Genomic DNA, 18,347 nt, shown 5'->3' on the forward strand with positions numbered 1-18,347 from the left:
CGTGCGGATTGTCGTGGCCGATCCGCCGTCGCGAGGCTGTGCAAGTGGTATCCGCGAACGATCTGGAAGCGGCTCTCGATCGGGTCTGCGCTCACGCGGCAGGGCCGGTGCCGGGCGTGTTCGGTCCTGACACGATGACCTGGCGGATCGATCGGGAGGCCGTGATCTTCCTCGGCGCCGGTCGTGCGCTGCTGCTGCAACTCTCGCATCCCTGGGTCGCCGCTGCCATCGCCGAGCATTCCAACACCTTTGCCGATCCGATCGGCCGCTTCCATCGCACCTTCGACATCGTCTTCGCCATGGTGTTCGGGTCGCTCGATCGGGCCATGCTGTCGTCGCGGCAGTTGCACCGGCGCCACGCCATGATAGTCGGCGAGATTCCGGAGACCGTTGGCCCATTCGCGGCCGGCTCGCGTTACTGCGCCAACGACATCCCGTCGCTGCGCTGGGTTCACGCGACGCTGGTCGAGACCGCGCTGATGGCGCACGATCTGGTCCTGCCGCCGTTCTCGGCCGAGGAGCGCGAGCGCTATTGGGTCGAGAGCCGGACGTTTGGCGCCTTGTTCGGATTGACGCCGAATGATCTACCCGCCGACTGGTCCGGCTTCGCAGCGTACACCGCAGCGATGACGCGGTCGGACACGCTGACCGTCAGCCCGGCCGCGCGGGAGATCGCCGCGCAGATTTTTGGCGGCGCGCGACCGTGGTTGCGGCCGCCGCGATGGTACGGCGCGCTGACGGCAAGCCTCTTGCCGGAACGCCTGCGAGCAGGTTTTGGATTTGAGCTCGACCCGCGCGACAAGAGGGCAGCCGACAACGCGCTGCGGTGGATCAAGCGTGTCTATCCGAAATTGCCGGATCGGCTGCGTTACGTCGGCCCGTATCAGGAAGCGCAGGCGCGCCTGCGAGGCGAGGCTCAGCCCGACTGGATGACACGTTGCCTGAACCGCGCCTGGATCGGCCGGCCGCAAATGGATGTGCGCGGGAAGGAGTGAGGGTTTTCGCGCTCAGCTCCGTCGTCCTGAGGTGCGAGTGGCGCGATGCAAAGCATCGCGCCGGGAGCCTCGAAGGATGTACGGCGCCGCTGTTGTAACCGGGCCGTCGCCCTTCGAGGGTTGCCGAAGAGGCGAGCACCTTCAGGGTGACGGTGAGGGATAAGCGCTCGCAACGGAGCGTGCGGAGGCGCCTCGGGCCGGCCTCACACCGTCGCCAGTTTCCGATACAGCTTGCTATAGCTTCCTGCCGAGATGCTCCACGAGAACGAGCGGCCCATGGCGCTGCGGCGCATGGTGTCGAGCTGATCTTGCGTCATGAAAGCCTCGAAGGCGCGACGGACGCCGCCCAGGAAGGATTCGTGTGAGGGTTTTTTGAACAGGAAGCCGGTCTCGCCGTCGGTGATGGTTTCGGCCAGGCCACCGGTCTGGTGGCCGATCGGCAGCGAGCCGAAGCGTTGCGCATACATCTGGCTGAGTCCGCATGGCTCGAAGCGCGACGGCATCAGCGTAAAATCGCTGCCGGCAAAAATGCGGCGCGCGTGGGCGTCGTTGAAGCCGATAGTGACGCCGATCGCGTCGGGGCGGCGGCGATGGGCCTCAACCAGCGCCTGCTCGAGAGCGGGCTCGCCGGAGCCGGTGACGACGATCTGCCCGCCGGCGTCGACAATCTCGTCTGCGGCCGACAGCACGAGGTCGATCCCCTTCTGGTGCACGAGACGCGCGACGATCGCGAACATCGGCCCGCGCGAGACCGCGAGCCCGAACTGCTTGCGCACATAATCCGCATTGGCTTGCTTGCCGACCCAGTCGCCGGCGCCGAATTGCTGTGCGAGTTGGGCGCAGGAGCGCGGGTCCCAGCTCTCGTCGATGCCGTTGAGGATGCCGGTCAGTTCGGCCGCATCGGAACGGACGCGCAGCAGGCCTTCGAGGCCGCAGCCGAATTCCGCCGTGGTGATCTCGCGGGCGTAGGTGCCGCTGACGGTAGTGAGGTGGGAGGCATAGACCAGCCCTGCCTTGAGGAAGGAGAGCTGGTCGTAGAACTCGACGCCGTCGATGTGGAATGAGCTTTCGGGGACACCGATCCGGCGCAGCGACTCCTTCGGGAAGAGACCCTGATAGGCGAGATTATGGATGGTCAGGACCGACGGCAGATTGCTGCCGCGCCAGGCGAGATAGGCCGGCACGAGCGAAGCCTGCCAGTCATTGGCATGGATCAGGTCTGCTGCCCAATTCTTGTCCAGTTTGCCCATGGCAAGCTCGGCGGCAGCCGAGGCAAAACGCGCGAAACGGATATCGTTATCAGGCCAGTCGCGTCCGGACTCGTCGCCGTAGGGGTTGCCGGGCCGGTCGTAGAGCTGTGAGCACAACAGCACATAGACCGGCATTCCGTCCTTGGTCGCGGCCCGGCCGAGCGAGCAGGCCGGCATCTCCGCAAACGCCGGACAGCGGCCAACGACCTGAATATGCGTGAGTTGTTCGATGATGTCGCGATAGCCGGGCAGCATGATCCGGATATCGGCGAAGGGGCGTAGCGCTCGGGGAAGGGCAGCAGAGACGGCACCGAGTCCGCCGACGCGGACGAAGTCGTCCATCTCTGTCGTGACGAATAAGACCCTCAAGAACAAATGCCCCCTGCTGATCCCGATTGCTGCTATGCAAGATCGGGTCCAGTTGTCCCAAGCCCCCCACGAGACGCATCGGTTCGGTAAAGACTTTCCTACTCAGCCGCCGCCCTTTAGGGTCGGGCGACAACGACGGGGAACATCGATGGTTCCTACGGGGACACAAGGGGAGACGTGGCCGGCATGCAGCCAGCAGATAGGCATGAGGGGACGACGACAAAGCCCTTTGCGGGCCTCAGGGTCCTGGATTTTTCGACCACCATCGCCGGCCCCCACTGCGCCCGGATGCTCGCAGACATGGGCGCCGAGGTCATCAAGATCGAGACCGATGGCGGAGAGACGATGCGGACCCGGCCCCCGCTGCGCAACGGCTGCAGCACCGTGTTCGGCCAGCTGAATGTCGGCAAGAAGAGCGTGGTGCTCGATCTCAAGTCCGAGGACGGACGAGAGGCGGCGCGCCGGCTGGCGGCGACTTCAGACATCCTGGTCGAGAATTTTCGCCCGGGCGTGATGCGCCGCCTGCGGCTCGATTACGACAGCCTGCGTTCGGCCAACGAGAGGCTGATCTACTGCTCGATCTCCGGCTACGGCCAGAGCGGTCCGTCCGCCGAGCTGCCGGCCTATGCGCCGGTGATTCATGCCGCCTCGGGCTACGACATGGCGCATCTCGCCTACCAGCCCGGCCGTAACAGGCCGGACTATTGCGGCATCTACCATGCCGACGTCGTCACCGGCACCTACGGCTTTGGCGCGATCGCCTCCGCGCTCTACCAGCGCACGGCGACCGGGCTCGGCCAGCACATCGACGTCTCCATGCTGGAATCGATGCTGACGCTGACGGTGATCGAATTGCAGAGCTCGCAATTCGCGGTGAAGCCGCCGCCGCGCCCGATGTTCGGCCCGACCGAGACCGCCAGCGGTTTTGTCATGATCACGGTCGCCAGCGAGAAGACGTTCCGGGCCCTGATGGGCGTAATCGGCCGGCCCGAATGGATCTCCGATCCACGCTTCTCTTCCTATGCCTCGCGGCGCGAGAACTGGGCCGACATGATGGACGGCGTCGAAGCGTGGTCGCGACAACTGTCGACCGACACATGTCTTGTCGCGCTGAGCGCAGCCGGCGTGCCGGCCTCGGCCTATCGCACCATCAAGGAAGCCCTTGATGATCCGCAGCTCGCGCACCGGCAGGCACTCTCATCGGTGGAGGATGGAGGCGGCGCGTTCAGGGTGATCAATCTGCCATTCCGAATGACCGGAGCCGACACCACGCCAGGCAAGACCATGGCCGAGCTCGGTGAGCATACGCGCGCACTGCGCGAGGAGATCGGCCTCGGCGAGGCCCCGTCAGTTTAAGCGGCGCGGCTAACGGGTTTGTCTCGTTCCACCAGCCATGGCATGGTGGTAGCGATAACGAGAAGCATGCCGGGAGGATTCCGATGAAGAGTTTCAAGGTCGCCGATTTCAAGGCGCCGCTGCAGGAGTTCGACGAGGCGACGCCGCAACCTTCGGGCACGCAGGTCCTGATCAAGGTGAAGGCCGCCGGCGTCTGCCACAGCGATCTCCACATCTGGGAAGGCGGCTACGATCTCGGCCATGGCCGCAAGCCGCTGTCGCTGAAGGAACGCGGCATCAATTTGCCGCTGACCATGGGGCATGAAACCGTCGGCGAGGTGCTGGCGTTCGGTCCGGACGTGAAGCCGACCGATCAAGGCGAGCTCAGGCTCGGCGATACCGGCCTGGTCTATCCCTGGATCGGCTGCGGCAAATGCACGACGTGCCTGGCCGGTGACGAGAACATGTGCCTGACACCGCGCTCGCTCGGCGTCTATTGCGACGGCGGCTATTCCGATCACATGCTGGTGCCGCATCCGCGCTATGTGCTCAATCTCAAAGGGCTCGATCCGGCGTCGGCCGCGCCCTACGCCTGCTCGGGCGTCACCACCTACAGCGCGCTGAAGAAGGTCGAGCAGTACTTTGACACGCCCATCGTGATGTTCGGCGCCGGCGGCCTCGGCCTGATGGCGCTGTCGCTGCTGAAGGCAATGGGCGGCAAGGGGGCGATCGTGGTCGACATCGACGCCAAAAAGCGAGAAGCCGCCGAGAAGGCCGGCGCGCTTGCGACCGTCGATCCCAAGGCGGGCGACGCGCTGGAGCAACTGGCCAAGAAAGCGGGCGGGCCCATCCGCGCGGTGATCGACCTCGTCGGCAATGCCGCGACGACGCAGCTCGGCTTCGACTGCCTGACCAAAGGCGGCAAGCTCGTCATCGTCGGCCTGTTCGGCGGCGGCGCGACCTGGGCGCTGCCGCTGATCCCGATCAAGGCCGTGACGATCCAGGGCAGCTATGTCGGCAACCTGCGCGAGACCCAGGAGCTGCTCGACCTCGTCCGCGCCAAGAACGTCGCGCCGATCCCGGTGACGACGGCGCCGCTGAGCAAAGCCAACGATGCGCTATTGCAGCTGCAGCAGGGCGCAGTGGTCGGGCGCACCGTGCTGACGCCGTAATTGCGCACTCTCTCCTCCGTCATTGCGAGGAGCGAAGCGAAGAAGCAATCCAGAAATCCCTCCGCGGAGACAGTCTGGATTGCTTCGTCGCCAGCGCAAAATTGCTTCGCAATCTTGTCGCGGGCTCCTCGCAATGATGCTCGCTCCTTCCTCGAGGCCTCTTAAATGTCCGCAAACAACGCCTTCCACATTGCCGTGCTCGCCGGTGACGGCATCGGTCCCGAAGTCATGGCGCCCGCGCTCGAAGTCCTGCGCAAGATCGGGGCGAAGTCGGATTTGCGCTTCCGCTTCACCGAGGCGCCCGCCGGCGCCAACAATTATCTGGCGACCGGCAAGTCGATGCCTGACTCGACCATCAAGCTCTGCGAGGAGGCGGATGCTATCCTGCTCGGAGCCTGCGGCCTGCCGTCGGTGCGTTACCCCGACAATACCGAGATCGCGCCGCAGATCGAGCTGCGCTTCATCTTCGATCTCTATGCCGGCGTGCGGCCGGCGCGGCTGATACCCGGCGTGCCGAGCCCGATCGTCGGTGCCGACAAGCGCGGTATCGATCTCGTCGTGATCCGCGAATCCACCGAGGGCCTGTTCGCCTCGATGGGCAAAGGCGTCGTCACTCATGACGATGCGCGCGAGACCATGTTGATCACGCGCAAGACCTCCGAGCGCCTGTTCGACTTCTCGTTCCGCCTCGCCGAGCGGCGCAAGGCGCGCGGCAAGCAGGGCTCGCTTGCCTGCGTCGACAAGGCGAACGTGTTCAAGGCGTTCGCGTTCTTCCGCGGCATCTTCGACGAGATCGCGAAGAAACATCCTGGTGTGAAGACCGATCGGCTCTATGTCGACGCGTGCTCGGCGATGCTGGTCAAGCGTCCCTGGGATTTCGACGTAATGGTGATGGAGAACATGTTCGGCGACATCGTGTCCGACATCACCGCGAGCCTGATCGGTGGCCTCGGCATGGCACCCTCAGCCGACATCGGTGACACCTACGCCGTGTTCCAGCCGTGCCACGGCACCGCGCCCGACATCATGGGACAGGGCAAGGCCAATCCCACGGGGATGATCCTGTCGGCGGCGATGATGCTGGACTGGCTTGCCGACAAGCACGGCGTCGAGAGCGCGATGGAGGCGGGCGAAAGAATCGAGCGCGCGGTGGATCAGGTCTATGCCGACGGGCTCAAGCCGATGGAGTTTGGTGGCAGCAACGGCACGGCCGACATCACGAAGGCAGTGCTCGCGGCCCTGTAGCCGCCCCCGCGAGAGAAAGGGGCCTCGCGGCCCCTTCGTCGTTACCAGCGGCGCCAGTGGCGATGGCCCCAGCCCCACGGACGCGGGCCGTAGAAACGCCGAGGGGCGTAGAAGCCGTAGGCGCCGTAATAGTTCGGGCGCCACCAGCACCGGCCCCATGGATTACAAACCCAGCGCACTTGATCGACATGGGCGGCCGGACCGCTGGCGACCTTGTCGGCCTGCGGAATGCCGTTCGGCATCGCCGCGAGCGCTTGTCCCGACGCCAGCGCCACGCTGCCGAGGGCAGCCAGACCAAGAACAGCCAATTTGAGTTTCATCGCGATCTCCCTCGTTGGTGCCGGGAGAACTTGCGGCAAATCAGTTGGTTGCAATCGCGGCGCTGTGCGGCGAGGAATTTAATCTTCGTGAATGAAGGTTCAGCTTCTCGGCGTCACTTCCCCGAAAACTGCGGCTTCCGCTTCTCCATGAAGGCCTGCCGGCCCTCGCGGAAATCGGTGCTGTCCATACATGCCGTGCCGATCGCCTTGATGGCGTCCATGTCGCGCGCGCTCTCGTCCTTCAGCACCTCGGCGATGGTGATCTTGGCCGCCTTGATCGCGAGCGGCGCGTTCTGCGAGATCGTGATGGCGATCGCCATCGTCTCGCCCCAGAGCTGGTCGTCCGGGATCACGCGTTCCACGAGACCGATGCGCAGCGCCTCCGTGGAATCGATGCGCATGCCCGTGTACATCAGGAGCCGTGCCCAGGACGGACCGACCAGCGACACCAGGTGCTTCAAGCCGTCATAGCCATAGGCGATGCCGAGCTTCGCCGCGGGAATGCCGAATTGGCTGTCATGCGCCGATATCCTGATGTCGGCGAGCATCGCGAGCTGCATGCCGCCGCCGAGGCAAAAGCCCTGGATGCATGCGATCGTCGGCTTCGGGTAATCGGCGAGCAGCGCGCGCTGGGCGGCGCTGCGCTTGCCATACTCTTCGGAGGCCGCCGCGTTGTGCCTGACCTTCTCGAACTGGCTGATGTCGGCGCCTGACACGAACGCCTTCCCGCCGGCGCCACGCAGGATCACGACGCGCACCGCGTCGTCGTCGCGCAAGGCCGTCAGCGCTTCGCCAAATCCCTCCCACATCTCCAGCGACATCGCGTTGCGCTTGTCGGGATTGTTGAAGGTGATGATGCCGACGCCGTCGGTCACCTGCTTGAGGATCTTGCCGTCGGCGTAGGGAGTTTCTTGGGACAGATCAGGCATCGCGCGCTCGCTCGTCGGTTGGCGAGGCGTAATGTGCTGTCAGGCCGAGGCCCGGGTCAATCGTGGCGGGGATGCGGGCTTGCATCCGGCCGTGCCGCCATTGCATGCCTACTGCGGCATCCTATTGGGCCATGTGCGCGGTCAGCGGATGGTTGCCGGCATTGCTGAAGAACGCCGCCTCTTCGGCCGTCGCCTCCAGCAACTGCTCGTCCTGGTTATAGACGTCGTTGCGGAACTGGATGGTCTGGTCCTTGGTCATCCAGGCCGTCAGATAAATCCAGGCCACCGGCACCTTCCTGGCCATGGCGACCTCCTGATGCTGACCGGTCGCGATCTCGGCGTCGATCGCTGCGCGCGTCCATTTCGGCTGGTCCTTGAGCAGCCAGGCGGCGAGATCGCGCACATTGTCGACACGGGAGCAGCCGTGGGAATCGAAGCGGTAATCGTCGCTGAACAGGCTGCGCTGGTTGGTGTCGTGCATATAGACCGAGTACGAGTTCGGCATGTCGATCTTCACGGCGCCTAGCGCGTTGAAGCTGCCGTTCTGCTGGCGCACGGTGAAATTAGGTGTGTGCGTGCCCGACCAGTCGACCGAATGCGGATCGATCGGATTGTCGTGGCCGTCGAGCACCTCCATGTGCATGCGCGACAGATAGGTGGGGTCCTTGCGCATGTGCGCGGAGATCTCGGTCTGGGCGATCGAGGACGGCACCGTCCAGGTCGGGTTGAGGACGACGCCGGTGATCTCCGCCGTCAGCGTGGGGGAGGGCTTTTCGGTCTTGCCGACGATGACACGATAGCGCCGCACCACGACGTCGTTCTCGACCGCCTCGGCAAAGGCCGCGGGGATGTTGACCACGACATAGCGCCGGCCGAAGCTGAAATTGGTGTTCTCGAGCCGCTCCAGCGAAGCCTCGAGCTGGCGAATGCGCTTCTGCACCGGGACATTCATCGCGGCGAAGGTGCGCGGCGTCATCAGGCCGGTCGGCGCAAGACCGTGGCGGGCCTGGAAGCGCTTCACGCCGTCGGCGAGATCCTGGTCGAAAGCACCGCTCGCCTTCTCGGCCGCGAGATCGCCGGTGAGGATCAGGCGCTTGCGCAGCAGATCGTCATTGGCGCCCTGGACGCCGAGTGCGAACTTGGCGTCCGCGGGGATCGTCGGCCAGCCGCCGCGCACCGCGAGATCGGAATAGCTCAGCGCCGCGTCCTTGATCCGCTGGGCGGTGCCCTCGTCGAAGGTCGGCTCATGGGTCAGCGCCAGCGCTGCGGCCGAGCGACTCTCGGGCGTCGACGCCGATGCCGCAGCCGCGGTCTTCGGGACGGCAGCGTGGGCCGGGTTGGCGGCGGCCGGGACAGTGCCGGACGGGGCGGCCGTCTTGGGCCCGGCCTGACCGGTGGTCTCGGACTGCGCGAATGCGGACGCGCTGGCGAGGAGGCCCACGGCAATGATCAAGGCATGGCATTTCGGCATCTGTCTGGTCTTTCCCATGAGGTCGAGGCCCCGACGGGCGCTCGCATCGGCAATGTTCGGCAGCCCATGCCGCCAACGCCGATTCGCTGAAATCGGCGGGACGCTAGGGCATCGAGGTTACGGTCCCACTAAGCAAGTCGTCTCGAAGCGCCCGGGCGTGCTCGCCGGGGCTCTCTCGACTGGGTCGCGGCAAGGCTGGGGCGGGTTCGCGAAATCAGCGATCGATGGCCGTCAAAAGCGAATGAAGGCAATAAAAAAAAGGCGGCCACGCCGCCCCAACAACCAAAGCTCGCGCACACGTGGCGCGGACCAAATCTGATCTCCTCATGTTCCGGACATCATGCTCCCAGACATCATGCTCCCAGACATCATGCTCCCAGACATCATGTCTCAGCCATCAGGTCTCGCCAATCCAGCCGCGCCCCCGCGACGCGGCGGATTGAACATCGGCCATGAAGGCCGGACCTTCGACCGGCTCAGCTCTCGTTGGCCGCGATCGATTCCATCAGCGAGACGAGCTGACGCTGCACCGTCTGATCCTTGATCTTGCTGTAGGCGCGCAGCAGGCGGAGGCTGAAAGCCGAGTCCAGGAACAGGAGGCTTTCGACTTCGCGGGCCTTGTTGTCGCCGTCATAGAAGAAGGTCACCGGCACGTCGAGGGCGGAGGCGATCTGCTGAAGCCGAGCCGCGCCGACGCGATTGACGCCCTTCTCGTACTTCTGCACCTGCTGGAAGCTCACGCCGAGCTTTTCGCCGAGCTCGGCCTGCGAGATCTTCATCTCGACGCGCCGCAGACGGATGCGCTTGCCAAGCTCGATGTCCGGCTTGCCGGCGCTGCGCTGCTTCATTCTCTTCGCCGCTGCTTTCATTTTCGTTTTCACCTTTGTTCTTCGGTTGAAAATCCCCCGAAGAGCTGGGTCAGGGGTTCGCCCATATAAGAGTCCTTGAATTCATGCGGATGCACGAATTCTTCCTTAAACCACGGGAAGCGAGCCGGATTGAAAGCTTCGATCAGCCAGTCAATCATGTGCCGCACACGGGGAATCCGGCCGCTACCAGGATGGTACGACAACCAGATATCCAGCGGTCGGTTCAACTCGACCTCCAGTGGAATCAGCTTCCCGCCAAGCGCAATGGCGTAACTCGGGAATACGCCGATTCCGGCGCCATTGGCGACAGCCCAATAGTTGGCGCTCGAGACGTTGGTCTTCATGACCAGAAGGTCACGTTCCGGAACGCCCGGGAAGAAGCTCTCAAAGGTTTCCTTGGCGGCGATCTGATCGGCGAATTGCAGCACAAGGCGATGCTTGATCAATTCCAGAGCCGAGCGGGGCGCGCCATATTTCTCGACGTAACCCTTGGAGGCCCAGAACATCAAATGCATGCGGCCGAGCCGCACCAGCTTGACGTCGAGCGCCGAGGGACGCGACAGATGGATAGCGACGTCGGCCTCGTGGCGGGAAACGTCGGCCGAGCGCATCGCGCAGTGCAGGTCGACCAGGACATTCGGATAGGCCTGCTGGAATTCGACCAGCCGCGGGGCGAGCCAGAACGTGCCCAACCCTTCCGTGACGGCGACGCGGACCTCGCCGGTGAGCGCGTTGGCCGTCGAATCGCTGGTGCGCAGCACGTCGAAGGCCGCCGCCTCCATGCGCTCGACGGCGGAGACGACCAGTGCGCCTTCATCGGTGAGGTGAGTGCCGTGGACGTCGCGGGTGAAAAGGGTTGTGCCGGTCTGGCGTTCGAAATCGTCGATTCGCCGGCGTACAGCATTGATCGACAGGGACAGGCGTTCGGCCGCCGAGCGAAAACTTCCGCGTCGAACGACTTCCAGGAAAATGCGGGCCGCGTCCCAATCGGAGAGGCCGCTGATGTTTGTCTTTAGGCGTTCTTCCTGTGGAACGCCCCTTTCCGCTAAGGAGTGCATACAAGTCCCTTCGGGTTGCTAAACTGGCAGAATCCAGCGCAAACCACAACCACGGCGGGTTGCGGGGTGGCGAGTTTTGAACGCCATACTTACCGCGCCCGAGACGGTATTGGGGTGTGTCTGGCGCTGGGAATCGGGCTAATTCTTGCCCGGAAGAGGGGTAGACGTGCATTCCGTTGCGAGCCCAGGAATGGCTGCGGGAATTGCGTGGTCCATGCGGACCGCAGGGTGGCGTGCGGGATTTGGGCGTGTCCCCGGAATCGATCAATCGCATCCGGCCGAATGTTTTGTCATTGACCGTTGCGACGCTCGCCGCGTCAACCGCAGAGCGATGCTGTCTGGAACCGCAGTTTCCACGCGAACACGCATTGAAATCGTCTTCGAGAGCACGGACTCTCCGTGCTATCCTCGGTTCGCTTTGGGGCCGAGGGGATCGCTTCAAGCACGTCTCGTAGCTCGAATTAACTGAAAGAACTCCGGTGTCGCATTCAGACCAACAATTGCAGTCAGTGCTCGAGACGCTCGAGGAGTGCCGCAAGGTTCTCAAGGAGAGCAACAGCCGTGAATCGGCTGAGTTGCTTTCGATCGTCATCCTCGACGTGAGGATGAAGCTCAAAGGAATTGACAGTGCCGACCTCAAGGCGCTGTGCGACGAAATGCTGCGGAGCGCTGCCAGCGAGCCGCTATCCCCCTCCAAGCAGACGCAGGACCAGCCCCGGCGTCCGCTGCTCCGCGTGGTGAAATAGCCGCGCCGCCTGATCTCGCTTTTTTGCGAGATTTGTGCGCGTCCCGATGCCGTATCTGTGATCGCAGACGGCATCGGGAGGAGCCCTGGTTTGATTGCGCCTCTGTTGCGCATTCCCCGGCATCGGCTACACCAGAGCCGGTTCGGCTCCGGTCCCGCGCGCATTCCCCGCGCCCGGCCCGAGGGCCCGGGATGGCTCCGACTGCATCATGCAACATGTTTCGATTACGGCCGCGCTGATTGCCGGTCTCGTCAGCTTCCTCTCACCCTGCGTCTTGCCCCTGGTTCCGCCCTATCTGATCTATCTCACCGGCGCCACGATCGAGCATGTCGAGAGCAATGAGCCGGATACGGCCTCGAAGCGCGCGATCATGATGGCGGCGCTGCTGTTCGTGCTCGGCTTCTCCACGGTGTTCGTGGCGCTCGGCGCCAGCGCCTCTCTGATCGGCTCGATGATCCGCGCCTGGTCGGCGGAACTGTCGATCCTCGCTGGCATCGTCATCATCATCATGGGCCTGCACTTCCTCGGGCTGACGCGGATCGGCCTGTTGATGCGCGAGGGCCGCTTGAGCGCGCCAAAACCCGTCGGCCTCTGGGGCGCCTATGTGATGGGACTCGCCTTCGCATTCGGGTGGACGCCCTGCATCGGCCCGATCCTCGCCGCGATCCTCTCGATCGCCGCGGCTGAAGCGACGGTGACGAAGGGCGCAGGGCTGCTCGCGGTCTATTCCGCAGGTCTCGGCGTTCCCTTCCTGATCGCAGCGCTGATGATCGAGCAGTTCTCGAAACTATTCGGCCGCATGAAGGGCCAACTCGTCAATGTGGAGCGCGCCATGGGCGTGCTGATGGTGATCACCGGCATCGGCTTCCTCACCGGCGCGGTCTCCAATGTGAGCATCTGGCTGCTGGAGACGTTTCCGGCACTGCAGACGATCGGGTAGGCGCGCGGCTCTCCCCGTGGCGGCCTCCGGAAGTTGCTTCGGGCGATTGTCCGTCTGGTCCAACGGAAACGCCTCGAGCGCGCCTGATCAGCCGAACTGCGCGGTGAGCAGAAATGCGTGTGCAATGACGGCATCGTGGGAGGCGAGGAGCAGGCTCAAGCACCATGGCAGGAGTGAGGCCAGCGCTATCAGTTCGAACTCGGACGCCAGCGGGGATCGGGTTCTGCCTCTGGCTCAGTGGGCAAGGGGACGCCTTCCCAGGACGTGGCAGGTTTCACTGACCGTTGATTGGCGAGAGGTCCGGAAAGTTCCAAAAAGGTTCCAGTCCCTTCGTTGTGGCGCACCCGTTGAATCGCAATGAGCGTTAACTGCAGTCCCAGCTCACCCCAAATCGCGCCAGCGCCTTGCGGTCGATCTCGACACCGAGGCCGGGAGCGTCGGGCACACGAACGAGGCCCTTCACATGCTCGATCGGCTGTTTCAGAATTTCCTGCCGGATCGGATGTTCGGTACGGTCGAATTCGAGGAGCGGCTCGAGAGGCGCCAGCGAGGTCGGGGTGTGCGAGGGCAGCACGGCGAGGAGCTGAAGCGAGGCCGCGATCGCGATGCCGGTGCCCCAGACATGCGGATTGTAGCGGATGCCGAAGGCCTCGCTCATGTCGGCGATCTTCTTGCATTCCGTGAGGCCGCCGGCCGCGCAGGTGTCGGGCTGGGCGATATCGAGCGCGTGCGAGGCGAACAGATCGCGGAAGCCGAAGCGCGTGAACTCGCACTCGCCGCCGGCGATCGGGATTGTCAGCGCGGATTTCACCGCGCGATAGCCCGCAACGTCCTCCGGCGGCACCGGCTCCTCGAACCATCCGATGTCGTGGGCTTCGATCAGCCGTCCGAGCCGGATCGCGGCGACGGCGTCATAGGCGTGGTTGGCATCGACCATCAGCGCGACATCAGGACCGATCGCCTCGCGCACGGCGCGCGTAACCGCGGCGTCCTCAGCGATGCCAAAGCCGACCTTCAGCTTCACGGCGCGAAAGCCTTCCCCGGCATAGGAGGCCGCTTCATCCGGCAGGTATTCGAGCGGATCGCCCGATTTGCGCCGGTAAAGTCCGGTGGCATAGGCCTGCACCTCGTTACGCGCCGCGCCGCCGAGCAGCTGATGCGCGGGCACGCCAAAATGCTTGCCCTTGATGTCCCACAGCGCGATGTCGATGCCGCTGAGGCCCTGGATCACGACGCCCTTCTGGCCGTGGTCGCGTAAACGCGCGTAGATCGTCTGCCACAACACATCCGTGCGTAGCGGATCTTTGCCGATCAGCCAGGATGCGACGTTGTTCACCACGGCCGCCGTCATCCGCGCCGGGCCGTAGCATTCGCCCCAGCCGGTCAGGCCCGTATCGGTCTCGATCTCGACCAGCATCGCGGTGCGGCTGTCGTACCAGGCCCGCGAATAGGCAAAAGCTTGCGAGAGCTTTGCCTCGAGGAAGTGGCCGCGAATCCCCGTGATCTTCATCGCCGACGTCCTCCGTTCACCGCTCCCCATCGAGCGCGCAAATGACCGTGCAGATCACGCCGCGCGGCAAGAAGTCCACCGTTGCCTCGCCGCCGAGCTGATCGCGTGCGCTGCGCTCGATCAGGCGCGAGCCGAAGCCGCGCTGCACGGGCGCCGTCACCAACGGGCCGCCGAGCTCGGTCCAGATCAGCCGCAACCGCGGCTTCGGCGCGTCGGCGATGACCTCCCATTGCAGCGTCACTCGGCCGGTCTGGTTGGACAGCGCGCCGTATTTCGCGGCATTGGTGGCGATCTCGTGCACGATCATCGACAGCACCACGGCAAGCCGTGGAGACAGTGGCACCGCGGGGCCGGCGATCCGGATTCGATCGGGATTTGCGAGCAGGAACGGCTGGAGCGCGCGCGCGATCACGTCCCGCAGCTCCGAGCCGGCCCACTTCTCCTGGCTGAGGAGATTGTGCGCTTCGGCAAGCGCGCCAAGGCGGCCCTCGAACTTTGTTCGCTCGTCGCGGCTTGCGCTGCGAAACGTCTGCACCGCGATGGCCTGCATCAAGGCGAGCGTATTCTTGACGCGGTGGTTGAGCTCCTCGATCAAGAGACTGTGCAGCATCTCCCCGCGCGCGATCGTTGTCGCCATCCGGACCGCAAAGGTCAGACCGACAAGCAGCAGCACGCCGCCGATCAGGCTGGTGATTGCGATGTTGCGCCACAATGGCGCGATCAGCGAACTCTCGGTGACGCCGGCAACGACCGTCCAGCCCGTCAGCCGCGACCGCGTATAGGCGGAGGACAGTGCGACACCATCCAGCGAAACAGTCGAGAGGGTGGCTTCCGGGGTGCGAAACATGGTGTCGTAGAGCGCGCCCGACGCCCTCTTGCCGAACGTCTCGGCCGGGTTGGGAGCCCGAGCAAATACCAGACCTTTTGCGTCCAGAAGCGACACGGTCCATCGATCATTCGGCCGCTGCCGCTCGACAAGCTTCTGGAATATCGCAATGGGTGGACTGAAGGACAGCGCATAGGCGACTTCGCCATCGCGCAGCACGGGGACTTCGACCGTCACAATGGGCCGTTTCTTCGTCGCCCCGACGAACAGGTCGGAATATTGCGGCGCCTTGCTCGCGAACACCCGCTCGACGATCTCGTGGTTGTTGCGTGGCGGCAGGTTCATCGTTTCGGTCGTCGCCGTCGAGAACAGCTGGTGCCCGGACCGGTCGGCCAGCAGCAGGACGCTGTCCTCGCCATACTGACTGATGAAGCCGACGGCCAATCGGCGGAAGCCCTCGAAGTCTCCGTTGCGCAAGGACTCGCTGAGCGCGAGCACCTGCAGTCCGCCCGTCATCCGCTGCACCTCGGAATCGAGCACGAGGCGCATGCTTCGCACCGTCTCGAGCACCCGGCGTGTCGCATCGCTGCGGTCCTGACGGTAGTTGGAATAAGCGAGGCCGACGGCGAAGGCGATCAGCGGCAACATCGTTCCCGTGACCAGGAGAGCGAGCCGGACCGGCAGGGAGAGCTTTGACAAAAGCGGGCGTCCCGGTTCCGGCGCTGTGGCGCCGGATTATGATTTTGTCAAACCATACGGTCAGTGTGTGAGCTGCGCCACGAATTTTCGTCTCCGGGTAGCGGATCGGGGACGTTTTGCAGCGCAGTCCCCCGCGGTTCAGCTCATACTTACGGCGGTGAGCAGCAGGCACACGGCATACACCGCTGCCAGGCTCAGCCCGGCGATGCGGGCTTCTCGATGCGATGTCATGTGATGAACTCCGCAGGAGCGACCGCCCTCGCGGGCGGCCGCCCCTGCATCAGGCCTTAATCAATTTCCTGCACGACGGCTCGCGTGCCGGGATCCACCAGCATCACGCGATCGCCGGAATAGACGTAGCGATACCTTGTCAGAGCCGGACCCCAATCCTCCGGAACCGCCTCGAGCGTGACGTCGCTCGGAACCGTGGCGCCGACGACGATCTTCTCCTTGGTCGTCACCGGCCGCAGATGATGTTCGGTGACGTAGGATTTGATCCGCGTCCGGTATTGCGGCTCGATTTGAACCGCCGCGGCATGACTGGTTCCAGTCGTCGTCACCACGGTCGATTGCGCGAACGCGCCGGTCGAGATCATCATCACTGCTGCGGATAGCAGGAACAGCTTCTTCATTTTGTCCTCCTCACGAATAAGCCCCGCACCAACAGCTCACAGCACATGACGTTCCCGGCCGATAGGAACAAATTGCTAGTTTTTCCCGTTTGTAGATCGACCGGGCGCAGAATGTCCGGCAATTGGAGGAGGAGAGAATGAAGTTGAGGATCGCAACCGCAGCCGTGATGATTGCTGCATTCACCGTGCCGGCGTTCGCGGCCGACGAATTCTACGTCGTGCAGGACGTCAAGACCAAGAAGTGCACGGTCGTCGACAAGAAGCCGACCGACACCAGCATGACCGTCGTCAGCCCCTCGGGCACGGTCTACAAGTCGCGCTCGGAGGCTGAGAGCAGCATGAAGACCGTCAAGGTCTGCACGTCAAACTGAGGAGGACGACAAAAATGCCGGTTTTGATTTTGTGGGCCGTCCCCGCCGTGCTGGTGATCGGCGGCGGCATCTATTTGATTGGCCATTTCCACTAGAGCATGATCCGGAAAAGTGTGAAGCGGTTTTCCGAAAAGATCGTGCTCAAACAAAGGAGCTGAAGCGCGATGACGATTCGACCCGATCTCATCGCGCTTTAGGAAAATAGCAACAGGCTTCGCGATCGCTCGCAAAGCCTGTTGCAACAAATGTCGGGATTCTCAGAGATTGCTGTCGGTGATGGCGGCGTAGACCATGCTGCGCAGCTCGCGGCGGAGCGGGTAGGCGCTCGACGGCAGCACCTGCGTCATGAAAATGGTGATCAGCTCCTCGGCCGGATCGATCCAGAACGAGGTCGTCGCCGCGCCGCCCCAATTGTATTCGCCGGGGCTGCCGGCGATCAGGGTCTCGGCGGGACGCATCGTCACCGCAAAACCGAGGCCGAAGCCGATGCCGTTGTAGGTCGCCTCCGAGAACAGTGAGCGCGACACATCAGGCAGAGCCTGTCCGCCGGGAATGTGATTGCTGGTCATCAGCGCCAGGGTCTTCGGTCCGATCAAGCGGACGCCGCCAAGCTCGCCGCCGTTGAGCAGTGCGCGGCAGAAGGTGAGATAGTCAGCCATCGTGGAGCACAGCCCGCCGCCACCGGAGATGAAGGATGGCGGGGACAGGAACGAGCTCTTGGTCGGGTCGTCCTGGAGCGTCAGCCCTTCCCGGCGCTGGCCGGCATGCATGGTGAAGCCACCGCCGGGATCGGCGTTGTAGCAGGCGGCGAAGCGATGCGCCTTCGAGGTCGGCACATGAAAATCGGTATCGGTCATGCCGAGCGGATCGAGGATGCGTGTTTTCAGGAATTGCTCGAACGGCATTCCCGAGATCTTGCCGACGAGATAGCCGATCACGTCGGTCGAGACCGAGTAGTTCCAGGACTCGCCCGGCGAGAACTCCAGCGGAATTTTTGCGAGGCTCTCGATCATGCCATCGAGCGTGCCCGATTTCTCGACCTCGCCGATCTTCTCGGCGCGATAGGCGGCATCGACATTGGAGCGCTGCTGGAAGCCGTATGTCAGCCCGGAGGTGTGGCGCAGCAGGTCGACGATCAGCATCGGCCGGGACGGCGGCCGGGTCAGGAAGTTGGGGTGGGTGCCAGCGACGAACACGCCCAGATTCTTCCATTCCGGAATGTACTTGGCGACGGGCTCGTCGATCGCGACCAGGCCTTCCTCGACCAGCATCATGAAAGCGACGCTGGTGAGCGGCTTGGTCATGGAATAGATGCGATAGATGGTGTCGTCCTTGACGGGTACCTTGCGCTCGACATCGGCAAGGCCCTGCACCGAGCTGTGGGCGATCTTGCCGCGGCGGTAGACCAGGAGATGCGTGCCCGGGAAGCGGCCGGCATCGATGTACCTGAGCTTCAGATGCGCATCGATACGGTCGAACGCGGCCTTGGACATGCCCACGGATTCGGGCGAGGCAGGGGTCGGGGCGAGCATTGGTTCCTCCAGGCTGTTTTTCTCGCACGTTGATAGCCGAAATGATGGCCCTATTCCAAGCGGTCGCGCTTAACGCTG

The 18,347-nt window shown here is 63.9% G+C and carries 17 protein-coding genes; 7 read left to right on the forward strand and 10 right to left on the reverse strand.

Annotation, left to right across the window (positions count from 1 at the left end):
• Positions 1-44 precede the first annotated feature (44 nt).
• Positions 45-995: an oxygenase MpaB family protein gene (locus ACVW16_RS28700; protein WP_456738023.1), complete on the forward strand. Its 951-nt coding sequence runs from the start codon at positions 45-47 to the stop codon at positions 993-995.
• Positions 996-1,198: 203 nt separating this feature from the next.
• Here the strand turns inward: ACVW16_RS28700 and glgA are convergent, their stop codons facing one another.
• Positions 1,199-2,614, reverse strand: a complete 1,416-nt coding sequence (gene glgA / locus ACVW16_RS28705; protein ID WP_456702380.1) for a glycogen synthase GlgA — start codon at positions 2,612-2,614, stop codon at positions 1,199-1,201.
• Between the two features lie 186 nt (positions 2,615-2,800).
• Here glgA and ACVW16_RS28710 point away from each other — a divergent pair, with 186 nt between their 5' ends.
• The 3 genes from ACVW16_RS28710 (at position 2,801) to ACVW16_RS28720 (ending at position 6,366) form a co-directional block, all read left to right on the forward strand.
• Positions 2,801-3,970 (forward strand): CaiB/BaiF CoA transferase family protein, encoded by a 1,170-nt coding sequence (locus ACVW16_RS28710; protein ID WP_456738024.1) that lies wholly within the window; start codon positions 2,801-2,803, stop codon positions 3,968-3,970.
• Between the two features lie 83 nt (positions 3,971-4,053).
• A complete protein-coding gene (locus ACVW16_RS28715) occupies positions 4,054-5,121 on the forward strand; it encodes an alcohol dehydrogenase (RefSeq protein WP_456738025.1) in 1,068 nt (355 codons plus the stop codon).
• Between the two features lie 165 nt (positions 5,122-5,286).
• The gene (locus ACVW16_RS28720; protein ID WP_456738026.1) at positions 5,287-6,366 is read left to right on the forward strand and encodes an isocitrate/isopropylmalate dehydrogenase family protein; all 1,080 of its coding nucleotides are present in this window, start codon (positions 5,287-5,289) and stop codon (positions 6,364-6,366) included.
• Between the two features lie 41 nt (positions 6,367-6,407).
• Here the strand turns inward: ACVW16_RS28720 and ACVW16_RS28725 are convergent, their stop codons facing one another.
• The 5 genes from ACVW16_RS28725 to ACVW16_RS28745 form a co-directional block, all read right to left on the reverse strand.
• Positions 6,408-6,686: a hypothetical protein gene (locus ACVW16_RS28725; RefSeq protein ID WP_456702384.1), complete on the reverse strand. Its 279-nt coding sequence runs from the start codon at positions 6,684-6,686 to the stop codon at positions 6,408-6,410.
• Between the two features lie 113 nt (positions 6,687-6,799).
• On the reverse strand, positions 6,800-7,615 hold the full coding sequence (locus ACVW16_RS28730; protein WP_456738027.1) for an enoyl-CoA hydratase: 816 nt from the start codon (positions 7,613-7,615) through the stop codon (positions 6,800-6,802).
• 121 nt (positions 7,616-7,736) lie between these two features.
• Entirely contained in the window at positions 7,737-9,104 is a 1,368-nt protein-coding gene (locus ACVW16_RS28735) for a L,D-transpeptidase family protein (RefSeq protein WP_456738028.1), read from the reverse strand.
• Positions 9,105-9,562: 458 nt separating this feature from the next.
• On the reverse strand, positions 9,563-9,934 hold the full coding sequence (locus ACVW16_RS28740) for a helix-turn-helix domain-containing protein (RefSeq protein WP_020608151.1): 372 nt from the start codon (positions 9,932-9,934) through the stop codon (positions 9,563-9,565).
• A 29-nt stretch (positions 9,935-9,963) separates the two neighbouring features.
• Positions 9,964-11,013, reverse strand: a complete 1,050-nt coding sequence (locus tag ACVW16_RS28745; RefSeq protein ID WP_456702386.1) for a LysR family transcriptional regulator — start codon at positions 11,011-11,013, stop codon at positions 9,964-9,966.
• Between the two features lie 479 nt (positions 11,014-11,492).
• Here ACVW16_RS28745 and ACVW16_RS28750 point away from each other — a divergent pair, with 479 nt between their 5' ends.
• Together ACVW16_RS28750 and ACVW16_RS28755 are read left to right on the forward strand one after the other, a co-directional pair.
• On the forward strand, positions 11,493-11,759 hold the full coding sequence (locus tag ACVW16_RS28750; RefSeq protein WP_456702387.1) for a hypothetical protein: 267 nt from the start codon (positions 11,493-11,495) through the stop codon (positions 11,757-11,759).
• Between the two features lie 208 nt (positions 11,760-11,967).
• The gene (locus tag ACVW16_RS28755; protein ID WP_456738029.1) at positions 11,968-12,699 is read left to right on the forward strand and encodes a cytochrome c biogenesis CcdA family protein; all 732 of its coding nucleotides are present in this window, start codon (positions 11,968-11,970) and stop codon (positions 12,697-12,699) included.
• Between the two features lie 364 nt (positions 12,700-13,063).
• Here the strand turns inward: ACVW16_RS28755 and ACVW16_RS28760 are convergent, their stop codons facing one another.
• The 3 genes from ACVW16_RS28760 to ACVW16_RS28770 all read right to left on the reverse strand — a co-directional run bounded on the left by ACVW16_RS28760 (position 13,064) and on the right by ACVW16_RS28770 (position 16,366).
• The gene (locus ACVW16_RS28760) at positions 13,064-14,209 is read right to left on the reverse strand and encodes a mandelate racemase/muconate lactonizing enzyme family protein (protein WP_456738030.1); all 1,146 of its coding nucleotides are present in this window, start codon (positions 14,207-14,209) and stop codon (positions 13,064-13,066) included.
• Between the two features lie 16 nt (positions 14,210-14,225).
• Positions 14,226-15,683 (reverse strand): sensor histidine kinase, encoded by a 1,458-nt coding sequence (locus ACVW16_RS28765; protein ID WP_456705212.1) that lies wholly within the window; start codon positions 15,681-15,683, stop codon positions 14,226-14,228.
• A 338-nt stretch (positions 15,684-16,021) separates the two neighbouring features.
• Entirely contained in the window at positions 16,022-16,366 is a 345-nt protein-coding gene (locus tag ACVW16_RS28770; RefSeq protein WP_456702389.1) for a DUF1236 domain-containing protein, read from the reverse strand.
• Between the two features lie 137 nt (positions 16,367-16,503).
• Here ACVW16_RS28770 and ACVW16_RS28775 point away from each other — a divergent pair, with 137 nt between their 5' ends.
• Complete coding sequence (locus ACVW16_RS28775) at positions 16,504-16,737, forward strand: hypothetical protein (protein ID WP_456702390.1); 234 nt, start codon at positions 16,504-16,506, stop codon at positions 16,735-16,737.
• A gap of 257 nt (positions 16,738-16,994) precedes the next feature.
• Here the strand turns inward: ACVW16_RS28775 and ACVW16_RS28780 are convergent, their stop codons facing one another.
• Positions 16,995-18,269 carry a serine hydrolase domain-containing protein gene (locus ACVW16_RS28780; protein WP_456738031.1) on the reverse strand — a complete coding sequence of 425 codons (1,275 nt, stop codon included), beginning with the start codon at positions 18,267-18,269 and terminating at the stop codon, positions 16,995-16,997.
• Between the last annotated feature and the right edge of the window lie 78 nt (positions 18,270-18,347).

The sequence above is a fragment of the Bradyrhizobium sp. USDA 4474 genome (assembly GCF_054057515.1).

Bases quoted from the DNA above. Each gene is read 5' to 3' on its own strand.
- ACVW16_RS28725 (WP_456702384.1), bottom strand. From the start codon at position 6,686: ATGAAACTCAAATTGGCTGTTCTTGGTCTGGCTGCCCTCGGCAGCGTG.
- ACVW16_RS28770 (WP_456702389.1), bottom strand. From the start codon at position 16,366: ATGAAGAAGCTGTTCCTGCTATCCGCAGCAGTGATGATGATCTCGACC.
- ACVW16_RS28745 (WP_456702386.1), bottom strand. From the start codon at position 11,013: ATGCACTCCTTAGCGGAAAGGGGCGTTCCACAGGAAGAACGCCTAAAG.
- ACVW16_RS28730 (WP_456738027.1), bottom strand. From the start codon at position 7,615: ATGCCTGATCTGTCCCAAGAAACTCCCTACGCCGACGGCAAGATCCTC.
- ACVW16_RS28740 (WP_020608151.1), bottom strand. From the start codon at position 9,934: ATGAAGCAGCGCAGCGCCGGCAAGCCGGACATCGAGCTTGGCAAGCGC.
- ACVW16_RS28765 (WP_456705212.1), bottom strand. From the start codon at position 15,683: ATGTTGCCGCTGATCGCCTTCGCCGTCGGCCTCGCTTATTCCAACTAC.
- ACVW16_RS28715 (WP_456738025.1), top strand. From the start codon at position 4,054: ATGAAGAGTTTCAAGGTCGCCGATTTCAAGGCGCCGCTGCAGGAGTTC.
- ACVW16_RS28735 (WP_456738028.1), bottom strand. From the start codon at position 9,104: ATGGGAAAGACCAGACAGATGCCGAAATGCCATGCCTTGATCATTGCC.
- ACVW16_RS28720 (WP_456738026.1), top strand. From the start codon at position 5,287: ATGTCCGCAAACAACGCCTTCCACATTGCCGTGCTCGCCGGTGACGGC.
- ACVW16_RS28760 (WP_456738030.1), bottom strand. From the start codon at position 14,209: ATGAAGATCACGGGGATTCGCGGCCACTTCCTCGAGGCAAAGCTCTCG.
- ACVW16_RS28780 (WP_456738031.1), bottom strand. From the start codon at position 18,269: ATGCTCGCCCCGACCCCTGCCTCGCCCGAATCCGTGGGCATGTCCAAG.
- ACVW16_RS28710 (WP_456738024.1), top strand. From the start codon at position 2,801: ATGCAGCCAGCAGATAGGCATGAGGGGACGACGACAAAGCCCTTTGCG.
- ACVW16_RS28775 (WP_456702390.1), top strand. From the start codon at position 16,504: ATGAAGTTGAGGATCGCAACCGCAGCCGTGATGATTGCTGCATTCACC.
- ACVW16_RS28755 (WP_456738029.1), top strand. From the start codon at position 11,968: ATGCAACATGTTTCGATTACGGCCGCGCTGATTGCCGGTCTCGTCAGC.